The following is a 20,855-nucleotide window of genomic DNA, read 5'->3' as shown; positions in this document are numbered from 1 at the left end:
TCCATAAACAAATATAACATAATATTATACAATAAGATTTGTATGTACTGCCGTTAGTTTATTCTTCTTTTTGTTGTAAAAACTAATGCAGATATAGTTATATCTTTTGTCGTTGATTCACTGCTGTTAGCAGTTGCTATTTTGTAAGGATAGTGCTTTGTGCTATGTTTTTATATCGGATGTTTTTTGGAAGCTAGGTGCGTTTTTTAATTTTACTCTTTACATCAGATGATGTATTAGATATATGCCATTTGTAGCACTTTGCTAATTGAACTCAATACAAACGTAGAGCGTAGCTTTTGCTTATTTTATAGTATTAATAATGCAAAAGAATTGAGAACAATTACTGTGATTATTTCTATTGAGATAATTTTACAATTATTGGTATCGATTTTTATTTTAATTATCTAACGATTAGCTAATTCTATGCTATGTTTTTCAGTCTAATTTAAATACTTAGTTAATATAATATGGCTTATTTTCAACAAAAAACTATATAGTTTTTTGTTGAAAAGTTATAATTTATTAAGTCATAATTGATGCTTTTATGCTATATTTTTAGAGTCAAGACAGCAAAATGTTTTATTTTGTGTGTTTAAATTACCTTTTAATAAGGTTCCTACATAATTCTATTTATTTAGTCAATTGAGTGTTAATATTATAAAATGATTAATTGGCTTATCAGTATAGATAAGCCAAGAAAATTAGTTTTACAGAAAGTAAATTTTGCCGGTTTGAGATAAATCTTCTAATGTGCTTAGCGGTTGATATTATTGTTCATTAAACTGATAATTTTATTTCTTTAATTAGGATAAACTAATTTTAGTCTCGTTTTTTTCTTATTTTTATCTTACAACTGAAAATGTATTTTTGAAAAAAACTCTGCTAACTATATTGTTTTTGGCTTATTCTGAGCTTTCGTTTATTCCATAAAAGTCGTTAAGAATGTTATTGTGCTTATAACTTTGGTTACGATTTTTATGGAATAATATTACTGATTCGTACTTAGATTAATTATTATTTCTTTGGGTGAAAATTTTCGCATGAATGTCAGTTAATTGTTGATCACCATCAAAGCTAAATTGTATCAATTGTTTATTCGAACTAATGACTTGCTTAAATATGCAGTATCCTACAGCAGACATAATTTTAAAATTACTTAAGGTTAAGATTTTGCAATTGTCCTAATTAATGTGTTAGTAAACTAGAGAAATCTGAGATTACAGCTGGAGGTTTACTAGGTAGTAAATGATATGATTTTGATCCTTATAGATTGAATCAACGCTTATGTTGGCTACAGGCAGTAATTATATTTGTAGTCAAGCTTTAGGAAAAATTATAAGATCGGAGTTAAGTCGAGAAGTTAATCAATTTTATGCAAATTAATAATGTAAATGCATATGTAAAAATTTTTCGTGGGTATTATTTGTAAGAAGTTCAGTTAATTGGACACCATATTAATCTAGTGAGTTGATAATGAGTGATTTACGAAATTGATTGCGGAGGCTGAATAATGACTAAGCATACTCAAGCCCCCAGTCGGGCTGATTTGTTGGCTGAAGCAGTCAGTTTGCGATCGAAATTAAGCCGTGTTGACTCTTCACATTCTTCTCAGGATGCTATTGCTAACAAAATAGATAATTCTCAGCCCGATTTGTCAGTGATGTTTTTTTCTGCTGATTCGGGGAATGGAACATGCAGTCCCTATACCCTGGTATTAGAAGCAGCAAAAATGGCCGATAGGGTAGGAATGAAAGCTTTATGGTTACCTGAGAGACATTTCGAGCCATTTGGCGGGCCATATCCTAATCCTGCGGTCTTAGCAGCTGCGGTCGCTCGGGAAACGCAGAATATTCGCATTCGTGCTGGTAGTGTTATTCTTCCCTTGCATGATCCTATCGAGACTACAGAGGCTTGGGCTATGGTTGACCAGCTTTCCGATGGGCGAGTTGATCTTGCTTTTGGCAGTGGATGGAATACCAAAGACTTCTCGCTTCGTCCAGAAAACTTTACTGATAATAAAGGCATTATGCGTAAAGGTATAGATGAGTTTTGCGAAATGTGGTCTGGTGGGTCGGTGCGACGTAGAGATGGTAAGGGTAATGACGTCGAGATTACTAGCTATCCTAAGCCACGTCAGAATGTGCCAGGAATCTGGATCGCTGCTACCGGTAGTCTTGATACATTTTATTGGGCAGGGCAAGCCGGATTCAATGTATTGACAATGGTGCTTGGTGGAAGTTTGGAAGATATAGCTGAAAAAATCGAGATTTATCGTGTTTCTCGTAAAGAGGCGGGGTTTGATCCAGCTGGCGGTCATGTCACGTTAATGCTTCACTCATATGTTGACGAGAATCGCTCAAGGTTGTTGAAAAGAGTGCGCGGTCCGATGACTAGTTATGTCCGCTCTGCCCTTGATCTGCACGTTAAAACAAATATTCCAGAACAGACATTAGATGGAGGGCAGCGTGATCAAATGGCTGATTTCGCCTTTGAGCGCTACCTGCGTAGTGCCAGTTTGATTGGTACTCCACAGGAAATTACAGATATGCTAGCTCGTGTTAAAAAGATTGGTGTAAACGAGGTAGCCTGCTTACTTGACTTTGGATTACCAGACAATCATGTCCTGGAAGGACTATCAAAATTAATTGAGACAGCAGAGGGTCTGAAAGATTTTGAATTACATAAAGTATCAGACAGATATCCAGATCATAACAAAGCAGCTATTTTGGGCATAGCATGCCGTTTTCCTGGTGCGTCCGATTTTGTTACTTATGTCGGTAACTTAAAGAGTGAAAAGTTAGCAATTAAGGAACCACCTTCTAATCGTTGGCCAACCGCTAAGCCAGCTCTTGTTCGTGGTGGTTTTATCGATTTAGTAGAATATTTTGATTCAGCTCCTTTCCGAATATCTCCCACGGAGGCGGCTGTGATGGATCCACATCAGCGTTTATTCCTAGAGACCGTCTGGCAGGCGCTAGAGGATGCTGGATTACGTCCGTGTGATTTACGCGGCCAATCGATTGGTGTTTTTGTTGCGATGTACTCTACTAGCTATTTGCAACGATGCACTTCTAACAGTGATCCTCTTTCTGTTGCAGGTGGGCTTGCTTCTATGGTAGCAAATCGTACTTCTTTTGTGTTTGATTGGCGTGGGCCAAGCGAGACTGTAGATACCGCCTGTTCCAGTGGATTAGTTGCTGTGCATCGTGCCTTGCGCGCTTTACGCAGCGGGGAATGTGATATCGCAGTGGTGGGTGGGGTAAGCTTACTTTTGTCTGATGTAGAATCCACTCGGCTTGCTGCTCTTGGTGTCTTGGCGGAGGATGGAAGATGTCGTGCTTTTGATGTCGCTGCTTCTGGTCAGGCACGTGGCGAGGGAGTAGCTGCTGTGGTGCTCAAGCGCTGGGATATGGCAAAGCGGGACGGCGACCGAGTACACGCTTTGGTAGCTGGATCAGCGGTTAATCATGCAGGCGGATTAGCAGGTTCGCTAACTTTGCCTAGTTCAACCAGCCAGGCAAAGACAGTAGTTGATGCTTGGAAAGATGCTGGCTTAACGCCAGAAGAGACCGGTTACGTGGAGGCTCATGGTGCTGGCACAGCTCATGGAGATCGTAGCGAAATTTCTGCGTTACGCAGTGCATTTTCTACGATGAAAGCTAAAGCGGTAGATTGGACAGTTGGTTCTGTAAAGCCAGCTATTGGATCCCTCGATGCTTGTGGTGGAATTGCTGGATTGATATCCGCAGTAGCGTCAGTTGAGTATGGGTTTCGTCCTGCCCTATTATCCCTTAAAACGCCAGCACCTGATCTAGCTATGGATGGTAGCGGCTTGCGTTTAGCAGATAAAACTGAGATTTGGAATGATCAATTTCGGACTGCTGCTGCCCATGCGTATGGGCTTGGCGGGGTAGCGGCTCATGTAGTTGTTGAAAATGCGCCGGATGTGTCATTCGTTAAAGCAAAGACAGATCTTCCTGTTATTTGCCCTGTTTTTGGATGGGATGCTGCAGGATTGGTTCGCCAGCGACAAAGGTTAGCAAAGTGGTTATTTAGCAATTTAGACGAGGATCTTTACGCAGTTTCTAGTAGCCTTTGTCTAAATAGGGAGCCTATGGCTATGCGTTGGGTTGCTGTCGTAAATACTTTACCTGAACTCGCAAGTTTATTATCTGATAATGCTGGCCCTTTGGCAATTGCTTCGTCTGTAGCGAATGATGACTTGCATATCGCTAATGCTAAGGCAATTATTAATGGTGTTGATCCGAAAAAGTTTTCAATCAAAACTCATAGGGTTTGTTTGCCTAGCTATTCTTTTGCGCCGACTTGCTTTCCGATTGATGGTCTACCTGTTGCATCAATACGCAACGGTAAGAGGGATGAAGTAGCGCGCTATTACGATTATGTGACTAATGCTGGTTCTGGACGTGATGGGCCCATTTATCTCACTCTAGCACCTTTGCCTGATGTAGTACCGGGTTTCTCTTGGACTCGTACTATGCGTGATCCTAATGCTCATCCGGAGCATGCAGCTATGATGAGATCGGCTCAATTAGAAATGCGCAAAACGTTGCTAGCAGATATCGCCTTCGAAAAAGTCCATAGAGTTTTGGATATAGGGTGTGGCTTTGCAACTGATCTGATTGATTTAGTTACTCAGCACGCGAACTTGCATGGAGTGGGTTATACAATAGCGCCAGCTCAAGCGCAAATGGCAAATTCTCGCGTGATTGCAGCAGGTTTGTCTGAAAAAGTACAGATTTTTAATCGCAATAGCTCTACTGATTTGTTTCCAGGTTTTTTTGATCTCGCAATTGGTTACGAGGTTGGCCACCATATCGAGGATAAGCAAGGTCTATTTGCTAATCTATCCCAAGCATTGCGTCCTGGCGGAAAATTGGCACTAATTGATTGTGCAGCTGATACAGCTAAATCAATTCATTTGCCGGAGGTGGGTTCATGGACTAGCACATTAACTGAATACGCCGATATTCTTGCACAGCATGGCTTTCGGCTTATACGTGTAATTGATGCTAGTAGCGAGGTTGGAAATTTTTTGGTTGATCCTGGACTAGATTCTATGTTGGCAGGAGAGAGCGGAGAGGGGGCCGATTTGGTTGCAAAAGTGCAGTATTCATGGGACGGTTTTGGTGCCGCTCTGCGTGAAGGATTAATCCGCTATTTACTTATTACCGCAGAGCGTCTTGATGAAGGAGCTAAACCACCGGTTGATTGGAATCGCAGCAGCATGGGGATAGAGCGATGATTTCTTATCGTGATCGGCGGATAGAGTTGGATAAAGCTAAGTATACTGATGCTGATGGTTTCATCCATTTAAAGCAAGATGTAGATGAAGTTGACTTGAAGAGCGTTTTACTTGGAATTGTTTCTAAGGTTTTGGGCGAGAAAATTGATGCTGAGAAAGCTGTACGCAGCTTCGCGGATCTTGGTCTTGGTTCCTTGCTATCTGTTAGATTGATTGAGGAGATTAATAGAGCTTATGGACTGAAGCTTGGGGTAGAGACAGTATTTGCTCATCCGAATCCCAGTGCATTGGTTAATCATGTTGCTTCAATGATCGACAAGCATGCTATGCCAACTATTATCTCTTCACAAAAGGAGTCCTCCTTCAACAACAGAGGAGCCGTAGCTATTATTGGCATATCTGGTGCCTTTGGTTCTACTTCTTCGCTATCTGCATTTTCGGATGCTTTAATGCATTGCGAGAGTCTGGTGCACCCTCTTTCAAATCAACGACGCAGACTCGTACGTCCATTATTGGGTAATGATAACTCGACCTTTGTGGGTGGTTTTCTTAAAGATATTGAATTATTTGATGCTGAATTGTTTGGTTTATCACCACGTGAGGCAAGTGCTATTGACCCGCAGCAGCGATTATTCTTGGAGCGGGCTTATTTAGCGCTGGAGAATGCTGGTTATCCTGCTGCGCGCATCGCCGGAAAAAAGGTTGGGGTATATGTTGGGGCCTCACCATCCGGGTACGAGCAGCTTATTGAGTCTGATGATGGTGCTGGCGATGCTTGGGGTATGACTGGTAATCTAACTGCTTTGTTAGCTTCTCGGATATCTTATTATTTGGATTTGGGCGGGCCAGCTTTAACTGTAGATACTGCTTGTTCCTCTTCTCTTGTGGCCTTAGATTTGGCAATACAAGGCATTAAAAATGGCGACTGCGATATGGCTCTGGTTGGTGGAGTTAGTTTGTTTCTTAACCCAATCTCGTTGACTTTGATGAAGCGAGCGGGAATGCAGTCGAAGCAAGGGAGATGTGCTACTTTCGACGCATCTGCTGATGGCATTGTCGTTGGTGAAGCAGTTGTTGCTGCAGTACTTAAACCTTTTGAACAGTCGTTGATTGATGGTGACCGCATTGATGCAGTGGTACTATCTACGGCTATTAACCAGGATGGCCGTAGTAATGGAATTACAGCTCCGAATAGTACTGCCCAAACTAATCTTATCTGTGCTGCTTTAGATCGTGCTGGACTTGATGCCGATGCGATTGATGTGATTGAGGCGCATGGTACGGGTACTCCATTGGGTGATCCGGTAGAAATCGCTGGTTTATTCGGTGCCTTTCGCAAACGAAGCAAAGGTTTGCCAGCGATTTGCCTTGGTTCAGCTAAGTCTGTTCTGGGGCATGCTTCTGAGGCGGCTGGGTTGGTTGGCGTAGCTAATATTGTAGCTGCATTAAAGGCAGAGAGTATTCCTCCTATTTTCGGATTTACTGATTTAAATCCACGCATAGATCTGTCTGGGAAACCTTTAAAAGTAACCTCAGCAAAAAAAGTTTGGCCTAGAATAGCAGGCCATACGCGTAGAGCAGGAGTTAATTCATTTGGTTTAGCTGGTACTAATGCTCATGCAATTATCGCGGAAGGGCCGTCTGTTGTTTCGGAAAGCTCTCTATCTGGCTCTTTTCCTTTGTTGCTTTCTGCTGAAAACCTTGATTTACTTGCTAAAAGAGCGAAATCTTTGTTGGGTTGGCTTAAGGGTAAAAATATTTCTTTGATTGATTTTGTTGGAACATTGGCACTGCGTCGCTCTCATTACTCAGTGCGTGCTGGTGCTATTGTGACCTCATTGGATGAGGTGTGCGGAGTATTAGCGGAGCTGGATCAGTACAAATTACCGTCAATTTGTACTGATCCCGTGGTCTTGGATTATCTGAAACGTGGTGAAAATTGGATAGATTCTTGTAACAATCTTTTTGGAAATAAAATTATCTGCTTAGATTTACCGGATCAACCTTTAGCTCACGAATCGCTTTGGGCGTTTGCACTGGATGCTACGGAATCAACGCGTTTGTCTTTGTCTATTGAAGATCCTAAAGTCGGAGACCATCGTGTTGGTAATCAGTCAATTTTGCATGCTGCTGCTTTACTAGATATTGTGCTCGATCAATTTGGTAATAAAATTAATGAAATTGCTTGGCTAAGACCAGTAATAGTCGGTAAAGAAGGTGCCGTGCTGATCCTAAATGGAGGAGGTAAGTCTAGCGGATTGGCTACAGTGGAAGGCGGTGAAAATGTTTTTTCCTTTGGTGCAAGTGGCTCACCTGATACGATAAATAAGCGAGTTGAATTTTCCGAATTGCTTGCAATTCAAGCAGCTGCAGTGAATAAGATTGACGGTGGAGTTTCTGAACCAGCCCCTGGCGTTTGGCTGGGGCCTACCTATCGAGGTTTTGATCGTTTGAGTATTGCACCAAATGCCGCAGTCGGGTCAGTGGATTTAAGCAATTCTTCATTTCCGAGATTGCGAGCGTTGGATGCAGCGATACAGTCAGCAGTGGCTCTTGTAGCGTCGAGAGATGGGGACGCTACGTGCACACGTATGCCAGTTCGCATGCATGAATTATCGGTCTTGATGCCAATCCCGCCTTTAACCATGCATTTACTTGCTTACTTCAATAATGAATTATCGTGCGGTGTAGAATCAGTGGTTGATGTATCGGTCGTCGGCGATGATGGTACTATTGCCATGCAACTTAATGGTCTGACGCTCCATGCAATTGATTCTGCAAATCAGACTCCAGTTGTTCAGCAAAAAGATCCTTCGGTTTGTTTACGGCAATTGGTTTGGCAAGAATATTGTACTTCTGCACTAGGAGGAATTGATTTACGTCCGACGTTAATTATTGGAAATGGTGATTTGCTTGATCGGGTATCAGATTGTCTTATTTGTAGTGGCAATGTTGTTACTCGAAAACAGGCTCTTGCTTCGCTTGCGGTGACAGAGTGGCTTGCGGATACCGAAGGGGTGCGGAGGATTGTTTTGTATCTTCCTGCTGATTATTCTTCTAATACTCTTGACAGAGGTGCTTGCTGTATTCGTAGTATTGCTTGTAGTTTGACCACTCTTGAAGCTCCGTTGGATTTCCTGATCTTGGCGCCAGGTGCTAAAGACGATCCGGTCCGTCGTGCTCTTATAGCTTTGGCCAAGGTCTCTTTAGATAAGGAGATCGATAAGGTAACGGTGCGGACTATTGACTGTGATAACGATACAGCGATTGAACTGCTGTTGACTGAGCCAGGCACTTCATCGGGTGAAATGGTTGTGTTGACTAATGGTAAGCGGTTTGAACAGCGGTTAAAGGAAATTATTGTTGATCGAAAAGCTGATAATTTTGGTCGTCGAATTGTAATTCTTGGTGGTTTTGGTCGTGTTGGTCGTGTTTTAGCTAATCGTATTGCTGAATGCTGGAAAGCAAATATTGTTCTTGTTGGTCGGAAAGAAATTAGTAAAGAACGCGCAGCTTATATGGAAACTTTACGAGCGAAGGGTGTTCAAGTATATGGTTTATCGATCGATTTGACTGATTCTTTGGCTGCCGAGATCGCTTTATGCACAGCGCGAGATAAGCTTGGCGGAATTGATTTAGTCATTCAGGCAGTAGTTGATCCAGTCTTTGGTCGATTATCCGCTATGCCAGAATCGGACATGCTGTCTGGTTTGCGTGCTAAGACAACTGGTGGGATGGCCGTCAAGTCTGCTCTTGAGGCAATTGGCGAGGGGCGTTTGGTAGTAGTCTCTTCTATTGGTGCCTTTGCTGGTTTCCCTGGTGCTGCTGGTCAGGCTGTTTACGCGGCTCAGTGTGCATTTGAGAGTGTTTTAGCTGATGCTACTACTCAAGTGGTGCACTGGGGGCTTTGGGCTGATCCGTCTTGGAGGCCTGAACTACTTGCCCAGGTAAGAAAAGATGGGCTATTTCCTATGCCTGAAGATGCTGCTTTTGATGCTTTTGAATCTGCATTGTCATTACAATGCGATACTCCGCTTGTGGCAGCTTCCCTGTCTGCATCTGTTTGGCGAGCGCTGGGGGATGTAGATCATTTAGATCCAGCATTAGGTGAGCCTGTTAATTTTATTGATCAAGTTAGTAATTTGGCCAATACTTTATTAGGCGATAGTTTAGAGCGTCATGTAGCAGTTGAATCAATCGCTAATCGACGTTTGCTATGTGTTATGAAGAAAAATGGCTTGCTCGGCCTACCGGGTAAAGAAGAAAATTTAACTCAAGCTATCATTCGGTTTGGTGCACCATCTCGGCTAAATAAGTTGGCTCATGCGATACTTAATTTGCTAATTGCTGCGGGTGCGGCAGAGAGATGCTCAAATGGCTATATTCGATGGTGTGAAACGATATTTGATGACAAAGATGGATTAGAGGAGTTTGCTGCTTGCGACGAAATTAGTAAGGCAGTAGCTTTTTTAATGGCCGATTGTATTGATGCACTACCAAAGATTTTGTCAGGTGAGTTACGAGGTACTGATGTCCTATTTCCTGAGGGATCCGTTGCAAAAGTCGAGCCGATTTATAAGCATCAACCTGGATTAAAGGCAGCTAACGTTTTAGTTGCCGAAATTGTTGCAAGTCTTTATAACCGCTCTAATTCTTTATCGGTACTGGAGATAGGTGCGGGAACCGGGGCGACGACAGAGGCGATTAGATTACGTTTAGGTAATGCAGTTGAAGGATTATCTTATTGCTATACGGATGTATCTGTTGGATTTGTGCGACACGGGGAAAAATTTCATTCTACTCCTAGTTTGACTAGTGCGCTGCTTGATATTGAGCAAGATCCGATAGAACAGGGTTTTATCGAGCAAAGTTTTGATGTTGTTGTTGCCTCTAATGTGCTACATGCGACCACTAAACTAGATGATACTTTGATACATGTGTGGAAATTATTGCGTCCTGGCGGAATACTTATACTTAACGAAAATGTGCGACTTGAGACATTTGCTACGTTAACTTTTGGATTGCTTGAGGGATGGTGGCGTTCGGAAGATCCTCAAAAGCGTTTGGCTGATGGCCCGCTGCTTGATTTAGCACGCTGGCGCTTAGTGCTAAGTCAGGCTGGACTAGATGTCATAGCTGAGCTGGCACCAGGTAATGTTCCCAATCATGCTTCTCAGGTAGTTATTGTTTCTTTAAAGGCTGGAGTAGAGTCCGCTGGTTTTGTTGCGCCCGTTTCATCTAAGCCTATTGTATCTGCTTCTTCGGTAGATAGTGTAACTAGCTTTAAAGAAAGCGGGTTGCAAGATACTGTGCGGCAGGTAGTGGCGGAAGCATTGGGTCGTGCAGCTGATAGTATTGATGATTCGTTACCATTTGCTGATTATGGTGTTGATTCTATTGTATCACCTCAGATTGCACAAAGTTTAGCTGAGCGTTTTCAGGTAACTTTGCGTTCCACTGACTTGTTTAGCTATGCAACGGTGGATGTACTATCTAAACATATAAAAAGTCTTGGTCCTATTATTCCTGATACTAAGCCAGGTGATATTGTACAATCTACAGATACCCCGACATTCTCAACGCCTTTGCCTAGTTTGGTCTCTAATTCTCCTAAGTTTGATAGAAGAATTGCTATAATTGGTCTTGCTGGACGTTTTCCTGATGCTCCCGATGTAAGTGTTTTTTGGCATAATTTGCGGGACGGTCATTGTGCAATCAGGCCAATCAAACGTTTTTTTATTCCTGAAACTTTTGATGTTGGTTGTGATACTCCGACGCCTATTTATGCACGCTGGGCTGGGTTAATTGATGATTTCGATCAGTTTGACCCGCTTTTTTTTAAAATTACTCCGTCCGAAGCGCTTACTATGGATCCGCAGCAACGTTTGTTGTTAGAGGAGGCATGGCATGCTATTGAGGATGCTGGATTATCGCCAGATCGTATTGTTGGAGGTCGTACTGGTGTTTTTGTTGGATCTTCAGCTAATAGTTATGTAGCTCCTGGTACACCAGCGATGCAAACGATCGGCGGCTCTATGGCTATTTTATCAGCACGGTTAGCATATTTGCTTGACTTGCGTGGTCCAACTTTTCCAATCGATACAGGTTGTTCGTCGTCTTTAGTGGCTTTATCGCTTGCTCGCGATAGTTTACTTGCTGATCAATGCGATTTAGCGATTGTTGCTGGCGTTGGTTGCAATTTGTTGTCTGAGGATATTTTAGCTTATTTGTCTGATGCTGGTATGGCCTCACCAAATGGGGTTTGCTATGCTTTCGATGATCGAGCAAACGGTTTTGTACCGGGAGAAGGTGTGGGTGTTTTGATCCTTAAACGTCTCGCTGATGCTGAGAACGATAACGATCGTATTCGCGCTTTAATACTTGGTGCTGGCATTAATCAGGATGGCCGCACCAGCGGCATTACCGCTCCAAGTGCGTCATCTCAGACTGCCTTAGTGCGTCGCGTTTGGAAGGAAGCTAATGTTTCGGCCGAGAGTATAACTCTTGTGGAGGCGCATGGAACAGGTACTCGATTAGGTGATCCAATAGAAGTTGCGGCGTTAAATGATGCCTTTGCGGCGGAAACTTCTAAACGACATTTTTGTGCTATCGGTTCGGTAAAAACTAATATTGGTCATGCCATGGCTGCTGCTGGATTAGCTGGATTGATAAAGACGGTGCTTGCATTAGAAAATCGAGCTATTCCAGGTTCGTTATTCTTTGAAAAAGCCAATAGGCACATTGATTTTGACTCTTCTCCCCTCGTCGTTGCTAGAAAAACCATGCCATGGAGTATAGATGGTATAATAGGCGGGCGTCGTCGAGCAGGGGTTAGTTCCTTTGGTTTTAGTGGTACTAATGCTCACGTGGTATTGGAGGAAGCACCAGAGATGGTGATAAATGATGATAATATTCCTGGTCCATGGATATTTGTAATCTCAGCCAAGACTAATGAAGCCTTGAATAAGATAGCTTTGGCATTGGCATCTCATATAGAGCAGACTAATGATCGATTGGGCGATATAGCATATACACTAGCGTTGAGACGCGAGCATTTTCGATGTCGGCGTGTAGTTATTGCGGCTAAACGCGATGAGTTGACTAAAGCTTTACGTCTGGTAACTGATAAGGTTTATTCTAATGAAATTCCTAATTTTTCTACGAGCATACCTAAAATTTTACGCGATGCCGAGATTGATTATTTAGCTGGAAATATAGTTGATTTTACTCTATGTTTCCCAGGCAATAGTTGGCGCTTAGTCTCCTTACCCGGATATCCATTTGCTCGAGAACGTTATTGGCAACCGATCCGTCGCGAAGCGGTGCAAGCTAGTTCAGTAGTTGATCCGCAACTGATAGTGGATGGTAATACTGTAACGATTATCTTAGCTGCAACTAATTGGCGACTTGATCAGCATCGAGTACATGGCCGACCTATGCTTCCTGCAGCAGCGATGGTGGAGTTAATTGGATTAGCCATTATGGCTAAGAATGAATCGCTGCCTCATTGCTTAGCAGATTTAGTATGGCATCGTCCAGTGAATGTGGAAGGGAATAATCTTCTTCTTACGCTTGTAATGAACGGTGATGAGTTTCGTATGAATCGAGGAGATGTACTGGTTGTTGAGGGACGTGTTGATTCTTTCACTTATCAGTCTCAGGTGATTGATACCACTGACTTCACTGGTACTAAAATTGATGGTAGCTATTTACTTTCGATATCTAAGGCACGTGGTATAGCTTACGGCGAACGCTTTGCTATTTTAAGTCAAATCTATGTCGGTGAAGGGATGGCTTTGGCCCGTTTGTCTCCTAATGTGCAAGCTACATGTCGAACAGCTGATATAATTGATGCAGCCATGCAAGCTGCGGCTGGCGTTGGTTTGGGCGGCGAAAAGGATAACAGCGGCTCGCCATCGGGACTTTACGTGCCTCATGCGTTGGGCCGTATAGTATGGTTAACGGATGAAAAAAGTTCCCCAGTTCATGTGCTTGCAACAGTATTGAGACGAGATGTTTCGGGTGCTTTATTTGACATTACCATCGCTAACGAGAACGGCCAGGTGTTAGCAAAGATGGATAAGCTAGTAGCGAGAAGAATGGAAGGCAATAATAACGAACTTTGTTTGACTACCTTGCATGCTCCGCGTTGGATTTCCGCCGATGAGCGAGGATCACCGATGCTTGACCGAATAGTCAAAGTTAGTCATAATTGGCTTGATAGTCTAGGGGACTTGGCTGCTGGGACACGCTTGGGCGTAATAGTGAAGTTGCCAGCTATTGAGTACGGCAAATTAGCTTTGGCTAAGCTATCTCTAATTGTGCGTGGATTATCTGCTCTTCCGAGCGCCCCGATAGTTCATTTGATGGCGATATTAGATGGAGATAGTGAAGCTCCGTTTGTTAGAGCAGTGGCAGCCGCTTTGCGTGCGGTATTGGTGGAAAATGTTGGTTGGAGACTTGCTCTTGTTTCTGGCAGAGTTAATGATACTCAATTGCCAACCTTTCCAAGTGTTGCCTACGTTGAGGATTTACGCATTACGTCAGACGATAGACTTGAAAGACGCATACTGCACGATCTTGGATCTATTACGACTAAGTCGTCTTCTCCATTATCGTCTGATTCTGTAGTAGTAATTAGTGGTGGTCTTGGTGGTTTAGGTTGTGAGCTAGCAAGTGTCTTATCGCGTGCTGGACTAAAGCCAGTCTTGTTATCTCGTCGCAGTGGGCAGGCTGAAGTACCTGTTGTTGTTGCTGATGTGACTGACAAGGATGCTCTAGAAGGCGCTTTAGCAACAATTAGGAATGATTTTGGTCCTATTACTGCTGTATTGCATTTAGCAGGTAAGCAACTGGATGGAATTTTTTCTACAGTTACTTCAACTGATATTGATGAGGTATTTGCTGCAAAAGTAACTGGTTTTATTACGCTTGACGATGCTACTCGCAGTGATCCAATTAAATTGTTTGCAGTTTTTGGCTCTACGGCTGCTGAGTTTGGCTCTTTTGGTCAAGGAGTTTATGGTGCTGCTAATGCCGCTGTTGCTAGTTTAGCTGCAAATAGGCCGGGTCCAGGTAATACTCTTTGTGTTGCATGGCCGCTATGGAAGAGCGGTGGTATGACTGTGCCGGATGATTTAGTGAATATGCTTAAGCGAGAAGCTGGGCTAGAACCACTATCTACCGAATTAGGTGTTAATGCGTTATGGAATGCTGCTCACAGTGGCGAAGTTACGCCTCTTGTTCTTCACGGTATTGGCGACGTAGCAGCTGGATTGATGCGTTTGTCGACATCTATTACACCTATGGCTCTGCCAGAAATGCAGGACGCTACTCCTCCAATCGATGCTATTGGCTACATAGCTTCAATATTGTCTGAGGTTGCTGCTATACCTCTTAACCGCATTGATCCTGAGTTGCCCTTTGAACAGTACGGCATTGATAGTATGATGATTACGCGTTTGAATTTGGCCATGGAGAGGGATCTTGGTGCATTACCAAAGACTTTATTTTTTGAATATCGAACTCCTGGTGAAATTGCAAATTATCTTAGCCATAACAAAGCTTCTGAATTGGCTACTATCTTTAAACCGACTAGACTTCCAATATCTTCTCAGACTACTACTCTTCCGCAGACCTCAAAGTTTAATTCTGATACTTCTACTATACCCTACCTAGTTGATCGTGAAGATACTGAGGTAGCGATTATTGGTATTGCAGGTATTTTTCCAGGAGCTGAGGACCTGGAGGTATTTTGGGAACATCTTAGATCTAATACTGATCTGATTCGAGAAATTCCTATCGATCGTTGGCCCCTTGAGGGTTTCTATGATCCTGATAGGGAAAATATTTCTACTAGTTATAGTAAATGGGGTGGTTTTATCGAAGGTGCGGAAATGTTTGATCCGCTTTTCTTCGACATGGCTCCAGTGGAAGCAGAGGCGTTAGATCCACAGGCTCGTAAAATGCTAGAAGTTTCTTGGTGGGCGTTGGAGGACGCTGGTTATACTCGTTCTAATCTGTTCTCTTCTGATCCTAATCCTAGTTTACGTAAGGGAGGCGTTTTTGTAGGGTTGATGCATAGTGACTATCAACTCTTTGCAGCTGAGTCGCGGGTACGTGGGGAATTGGCAATTACTTCTTCGGGATATTGGAATGCCGCGAATAGAATTTCTCACTTTCTTAATTTACATGGCCCTTCAGTTGCTATCGATACGGCTTGTTCAGCTTCGCTGACCGCTATTTATTCTGCTTTGCGTGCGCTGGCGGCAGGGGATTGTACTGTTGCTATAGCAGGAGGGGTCAATCTTAGTCTTCATCCAATGAAATATTGGGTACTAAGCAAAGCAGGTTTTGCGTCTACTGATGGTCGCTGTCGTAGTTTTGGTGAGGGTGGTAATGGATACGTGCCTGGTGAAGGAGCTGGAGCAGTAGTATTAAAGCCGTTATCCCGTGCTAAAGCGGACGGAGATCGTATTCACGGAGTGATTAGAGCAAGTGCTGTTAATCATGGAGGGCGTACTAGTGGATTCACTGTACCGAATCCAGTTGCTCAAGGACAGTTAATTTCTGATGCTTTCAAGAGAGCCGGGATAGCACCGAGTAGTGTTTCTTATGTAGAGGCGCATGGTACAGGTACTGCTTTAGGTGATCCAATTGAAATTAATGGATTAAAACGTTCTTTTGGTAATGTAGTTGATTGTCCAATAGGATCAGTTAAATCAAATATCGGGCATTTGGAATCTGCTGCTGGAATTGCTGCATTAACAAAAGTATTGTTGCAGATGCGGCATCGTACTTTAGCCCCCAGCTTGCATGCTAATACATTGAATCCGGATCTTGGTATAGAAGGTAGTGGTTTTCGTGTGGTGACTAAGGCCGAACCATGGAAACCACCATCTGATGGCGCGCCGTTAAGAGCAGGTATCAGTTCATTTGGCGCTGGTGGGTCAAATGCCCATTTAATTGTTGATGCTCCGCCTTTTTTAAACCGTAAAATTATAAAACATGAAGCGCTACCTTTTCCGCTTTCTGCTCGCACTAGCAACTTGCTGAAAGTTGTTGCTGGGCAGTTGGCAAAGTTTGTGGAGAACTCAGATGCGTCTTTGGCCGATATCTCCTTTACCTTAGTTGAGGGACGGGAAGCAATGAAGCAACGTGCAGTGGTCGTAGCGGCAGATCGCGTAACGCTGATCGCTGGTCTTTGGTTAATTGCTGAAGGAAAAGATATAAATGACTTTGGTTTCTTTGATTCGCAGTGTAGTGCTTGGATTAAGGGTGAGAGTGTTGATTGGCGCACTGTTCTTCCTGAGGGGGCTGGGCGTATCGGGTTACCGCTAACGCCATTCGAACGGCGTCGTTGCTGGATTAGTACTCGGCATGATCCAGCCTTTAATGGGCTGGATACAATACATGAAGTTTGTCAGGTAGACGACCCGCTTATAGTTGATCATGTTGTGGAAGGAAAGACTATCGCTGCTGGTGCTTTATTGATTTCTGAAGCCGTGCGAAAGCTCGGCTTAAAATTTCCTTTTACTCTATCCGATGTAAGTTGGCGTCATACTGTTACAGTAAGCTCGGAGGGTTTATTAGTTAATCCGCAACGAGAAGATAATCATGTATCAATTCTTGTTGGAAGCCACGACGACGTGGTTGCTAGTTTTACTATTAGCAATGTAGTTGTCGTTCCGAATAGAGAGACTATACCTGTAACCAGGCGTACAATTAAAAGTTCCGAATTCTATAGTATGTTAGCCACCGCTGGTGTTGTTTACGGCTCGTCTTTTGCACGTATTAAGAATCTATCAACAAATGCTGGTGTAGCAGTAGGCGACCTTAGTCAACCAACAGACGCTTCAAGAGGTTTGTTAGATTCTAGAATTTTGGATGCAGCGCTTCAGGCATGTGCTGGAATTATCGAAAAAGATGGTTCAGGTTTACGTCCCGCTTCAATTGGCAAGTTGAATGTTTGGCGAGCATTGTCAGATGCAGTTCAGGTAGTGGTACGGCGGCGCGGCGCGGGTGATCCTTTGATGGCTGATATTTCTCTCTTCGATGGCAGTGGAGAAACAGTGGCTACTTTGGATAGATTAGTGTTGTTACCTACTGCTTCAGTAGCTAATTATGGACCTCCTCTTCGTTTGCTGCGACCCACTAAAGTGCAAATAACTGCATTACCAGCTCGATTACGAGCTGGAAGCGTGATTATAGTCGATCCGTATTTCCTGCGTGGCTTAGCTGATGCTTTGGTTTCAAAGTTGAAAGCTGATGATAATGTTGTTTATTTAACGGATGTTTTGACCGAAAAAATGCCAGACAATTTGACGGAGATCGTTTATCTTGGTGGTGTCGGCGGAAAGGGAACGGATGGCGTTTTAGCCTTAATGCGATTGTGTAAAACGTTGGCAGCAAATAGAATTACGAAGGATCGTTTGCTCTTGCGAGTGGTCGTTGAAGACACTCCATCAGGAGCTGCTGTTACCGCCTTTGCAAAGGCTCTATCACGTGAAATGGAATGGCTACAGTTATGTTTGATTTGTTTGCCTGTTGCTAGCCAACCTAAGCAGGCCGCTGAGTGGATTAATGTAACACCAGATGCACCTCAGGATGCTGAAATTAGTGTACATGATGGTATTTATTCTCGGTTGGTGTTGAACGAGATTCAATCTACTGCTGCTGAAAGCAGTATTGTTGCGAATGGCCGATATTTGATTGCCGGCGGTAGTGGTGGTATTGGTCGTGCACTTGGGAGACATTTAGCTGAAACGCAAGGTGCTACAGTTTGGTTAATTGGCCGTCGTCCATTAACTGTTGATGAGCAAGCTAGCATTGCAGATCTTACTTACGGTAAGATATCTTATATTCAAGCGGATATTACTGACATAGCAAGCATGAGTGTAGCTTTATCAGATATACGTTCAGGCGGTGCTCTTGATGGTATAATCCATGCTGCTTTAGTTATGGAAGATAAGCTAGTAGTTGATCAAACCGAGTTTGAGGTTGAACGCATATTAGCTCCCAAAACTCGTGGAATCGATGCACTAATGGCTACCTTTGATGGTATCAAGGTAAATTCTTGGATAGCTTTTTCTTCTTCTAACGCTTACACAGCAAATCAAGGTCAAGCGGCATATGCAGCAGCTAGTGCTTATCTTGATGCATCAGTTTTGGCGACTGGCAAAAACGCTCGAGTAATCGATTGGGGATTGTGGGGTGATATTGGGCGCATGGCTGGTGACCCGCGGACAGCTGGTCTTAAGCGTATGGGAGTATGGCCTATTGCGACAGCTGAGGGTTTTGCGGCATTTAAATCTATCTTAGCTGGAAGAGATAGGCGTGTGCTGGCGATGAAGTTAGTTGATACATTGCTTCCCGCACTGGGTGTAGAAGCGCGCTCTTCTGTCACACCATTAGTGGAAGCTATGGAAGAAATGACACAGAATGAACCACCAGTTGCTGCCTTCGATAGCTCGCCCTTGCAAGCAGTTGATGCTTATGCTATCGCCTCTTTAGCTGAGTATCTTGATGGTGTACCGTCAATGATGCCGATTCCTGAGATGCAGCGATTAGCAAATGCTATAGACATCTTGCGCATGGAAGCAACTGGTTCAGCTGAAGAAATGAAACGTCGGGTGGAGGCTGCTGGAAAGGGGACTACACCTTATGTTGTCTTACTTGATCATGCACTACCTCATTTGCGTGAAGTAGTGGAAGGAAGTATTACTGCTGCTAGTATACTTTTCCCGGATGGTTCTGACCGTTTGGTGGCACCGATTTATAAAGGCAATCCGTTAATTGATTGGCTGCAGCGACTTGCTGCCCGGGCTGTAGCTGCTGCTGTGCAGGATAAATTAATACGTGATCCTAGTCGGCCTATTCGGGTAGTAGAAATTGGTGCTGGAACTGCTGGTACTACAGGTTTTGTTTTAGAAGAGATTGCGCCATTTATTAACCAAGGTGTATCTTATACTTTTACTGATATCGGGCCTAGCTTTTTAGTTGCTGCTCGTCGTCAATTCGCTGACATTCCTAATTTTGAGGTAAAGCTTCTAGATGTTTCACGCTCAGTTGCTGATCAGGGATTTGATAATGCTAGCGTTGATGTGGTGCTGGCTGCTAATGTTGTTCATGCGACACCATGTATTGCTGAAACACTGAGCAATATCGCTCAGCTCTTAACTCATGATGGGGTGCTTGTACTGAAGGAAGCTACCGGTATTCACGCGATAAATACTTTAACATTTGGCTTAACAGCAGAGTGGTGGGGTTATTCTGACCCGCAATCCCGAATGTCTGGTGGGCCTTTACTATCGCGTGCAGGATGGCGTTTAGCCCTAACAGAAGTTGGCTATAGAAATATTAGCATAGCCGGCTTGCCTGGTGATATTGATGGTTTGGGCGCTGAGTCAGTGATAGTCTCTGTTGCTTCTAATGTCGCTCGTGTTGCTATCAAAGCATTGCCACAGGAGGAGAAGGTTGTTCGTTCATCTAATCTATCTCAAGTGAAGGCTGGTGAAGTGCATAGCAGTATTGAAAATAAGCTTATTGCATCAGTAGCGGAAGCCTTACATTTAGATCCAAATGAAATAGATTTATCTGCTAGTTTTGCTGATTATGGGGCAGATTCTATCATTTCTGTGGAACTCGTACGAAAGATTAATGAGAGCTTTGGTATCGAGCTTAAAACTACGGCACTTTTTAATTTTGCTACTGTGCGAGATCTTGCACGGTACATTACGTTAGAGTTTGGTGATCAGTCTGTATTGCAACAAGCAGTGCTAAATGATAAGGATGAATTAGTAGTGAGAGTTGATGAAACCAGATCACGGACCAATCGTTTGCGGGAGATAATTGATAGGCGCCGTACGGCTGCTCCTGTGAATGCGGAAGCAGATTTTTTAGCCCGCGAAGCGCAAAATGTTGTTGATACAAATCAAGAAAAACTCAGCGCCATGTCAATGGAAAATTTGCTGAAGAGTCTGGAAGTAGGCGAGATTGATTTAAAAAAGGCTTATGAGATTGAGATAAGTAAAGATGTTTAAATTAAGATACCGTTTGTATATTAGCTATTTCATTAATACCATTTATTTTTTTCTAAGGGTGTGAGATATTGAGGTGTTGCAGCAAGTTTTTGCTCTGAAAGATTTGCTATTTCGCAAATAGCAAGAACAAAAAACAGAGCTTCTGGTTGTTACACAGTTAGTTAAGGTCTAAAACAGCCGTGGCATAGGCAGTTATTTTAAATACGCATGAGCTTACGATTTTGCCAATAATTTGGCTATTCTAGTTGTTTTTATGCAACATTTTGAGTTTAGTAGTGCAATTTATCCGCGTTTAATATACTGTTTCTTGTTACATTAAAGAATTACTTCATCCCTTGCGATTAACATATTGCGCGGGTTAGTCCTAATGCTAATTTAGACTTTCAATAAAAAGTTGAAGGGGATGGTACTGAACAAGCAGTCTGGCTACATTTTTCCGGTTTGCGTGCTGGCATTAATGCTTTTGCCAGTTGCTTAGGTCAATGATCAATGCAGCCTTAATATTTTGCCACTGTCAGTTTTTTTAACTCTTCTTGTGTTGTATT

The 20,855-nt window shown here is 43.2% G+C and carries 2 protein-coding genes; both read left to right on the top strand.

What is annotated here, in order from left to right:
* Positions 1-1,513 precede the first annotated feature (1,513 nt).
* Positions 1,514-5,269, top strand: a complete 3,756-nt coding sequence (locus A1OE_RS04175; RefSeq protein ID WP_015089164.1) for a MupA/Atu3671 family FMN-dependent luciferase-like monooxygenase — start codon at positions 1,514-1,516, stop codon at positions 5,267-5,269.
* Positions 5,266-20,310: an SDR family NAD(P)-dependent oxidoreductase gene (locus A1OE_RS04460; protein WP_015089163.1), complete on the top strand. Its 15,045-nt coding sequence runs from the start codon at positions 5,266-5,268 to the stop codon at positions 20,308-20,310. The genes A1OE_RS04175 and A1OE_RS04460 overlap by 4 nt, the downstream gene beginning before the upstream one ends.
* Positions 20,311-20,855 lie beyond the last annotated feature (545 nt).

The sequence above is a fragment of the Candidatus Endolissoclinum faulkneri L2 genome, from assembly GCF_000319385.1.
GTDB classification, from domain to species: domain Bacteria; phylum Pseudomonadota; class Alphaproteobacteria; order Thalassobaculales; family Thalassobaculaceae; genus Thalassobaculum; species Thalassobaculum faulkneri.
The sequence above is the reverse complement of the archived record's forward strand: the minus strand, read 5'-3'. Positions and strand labels throughout refer to the sequence as shown.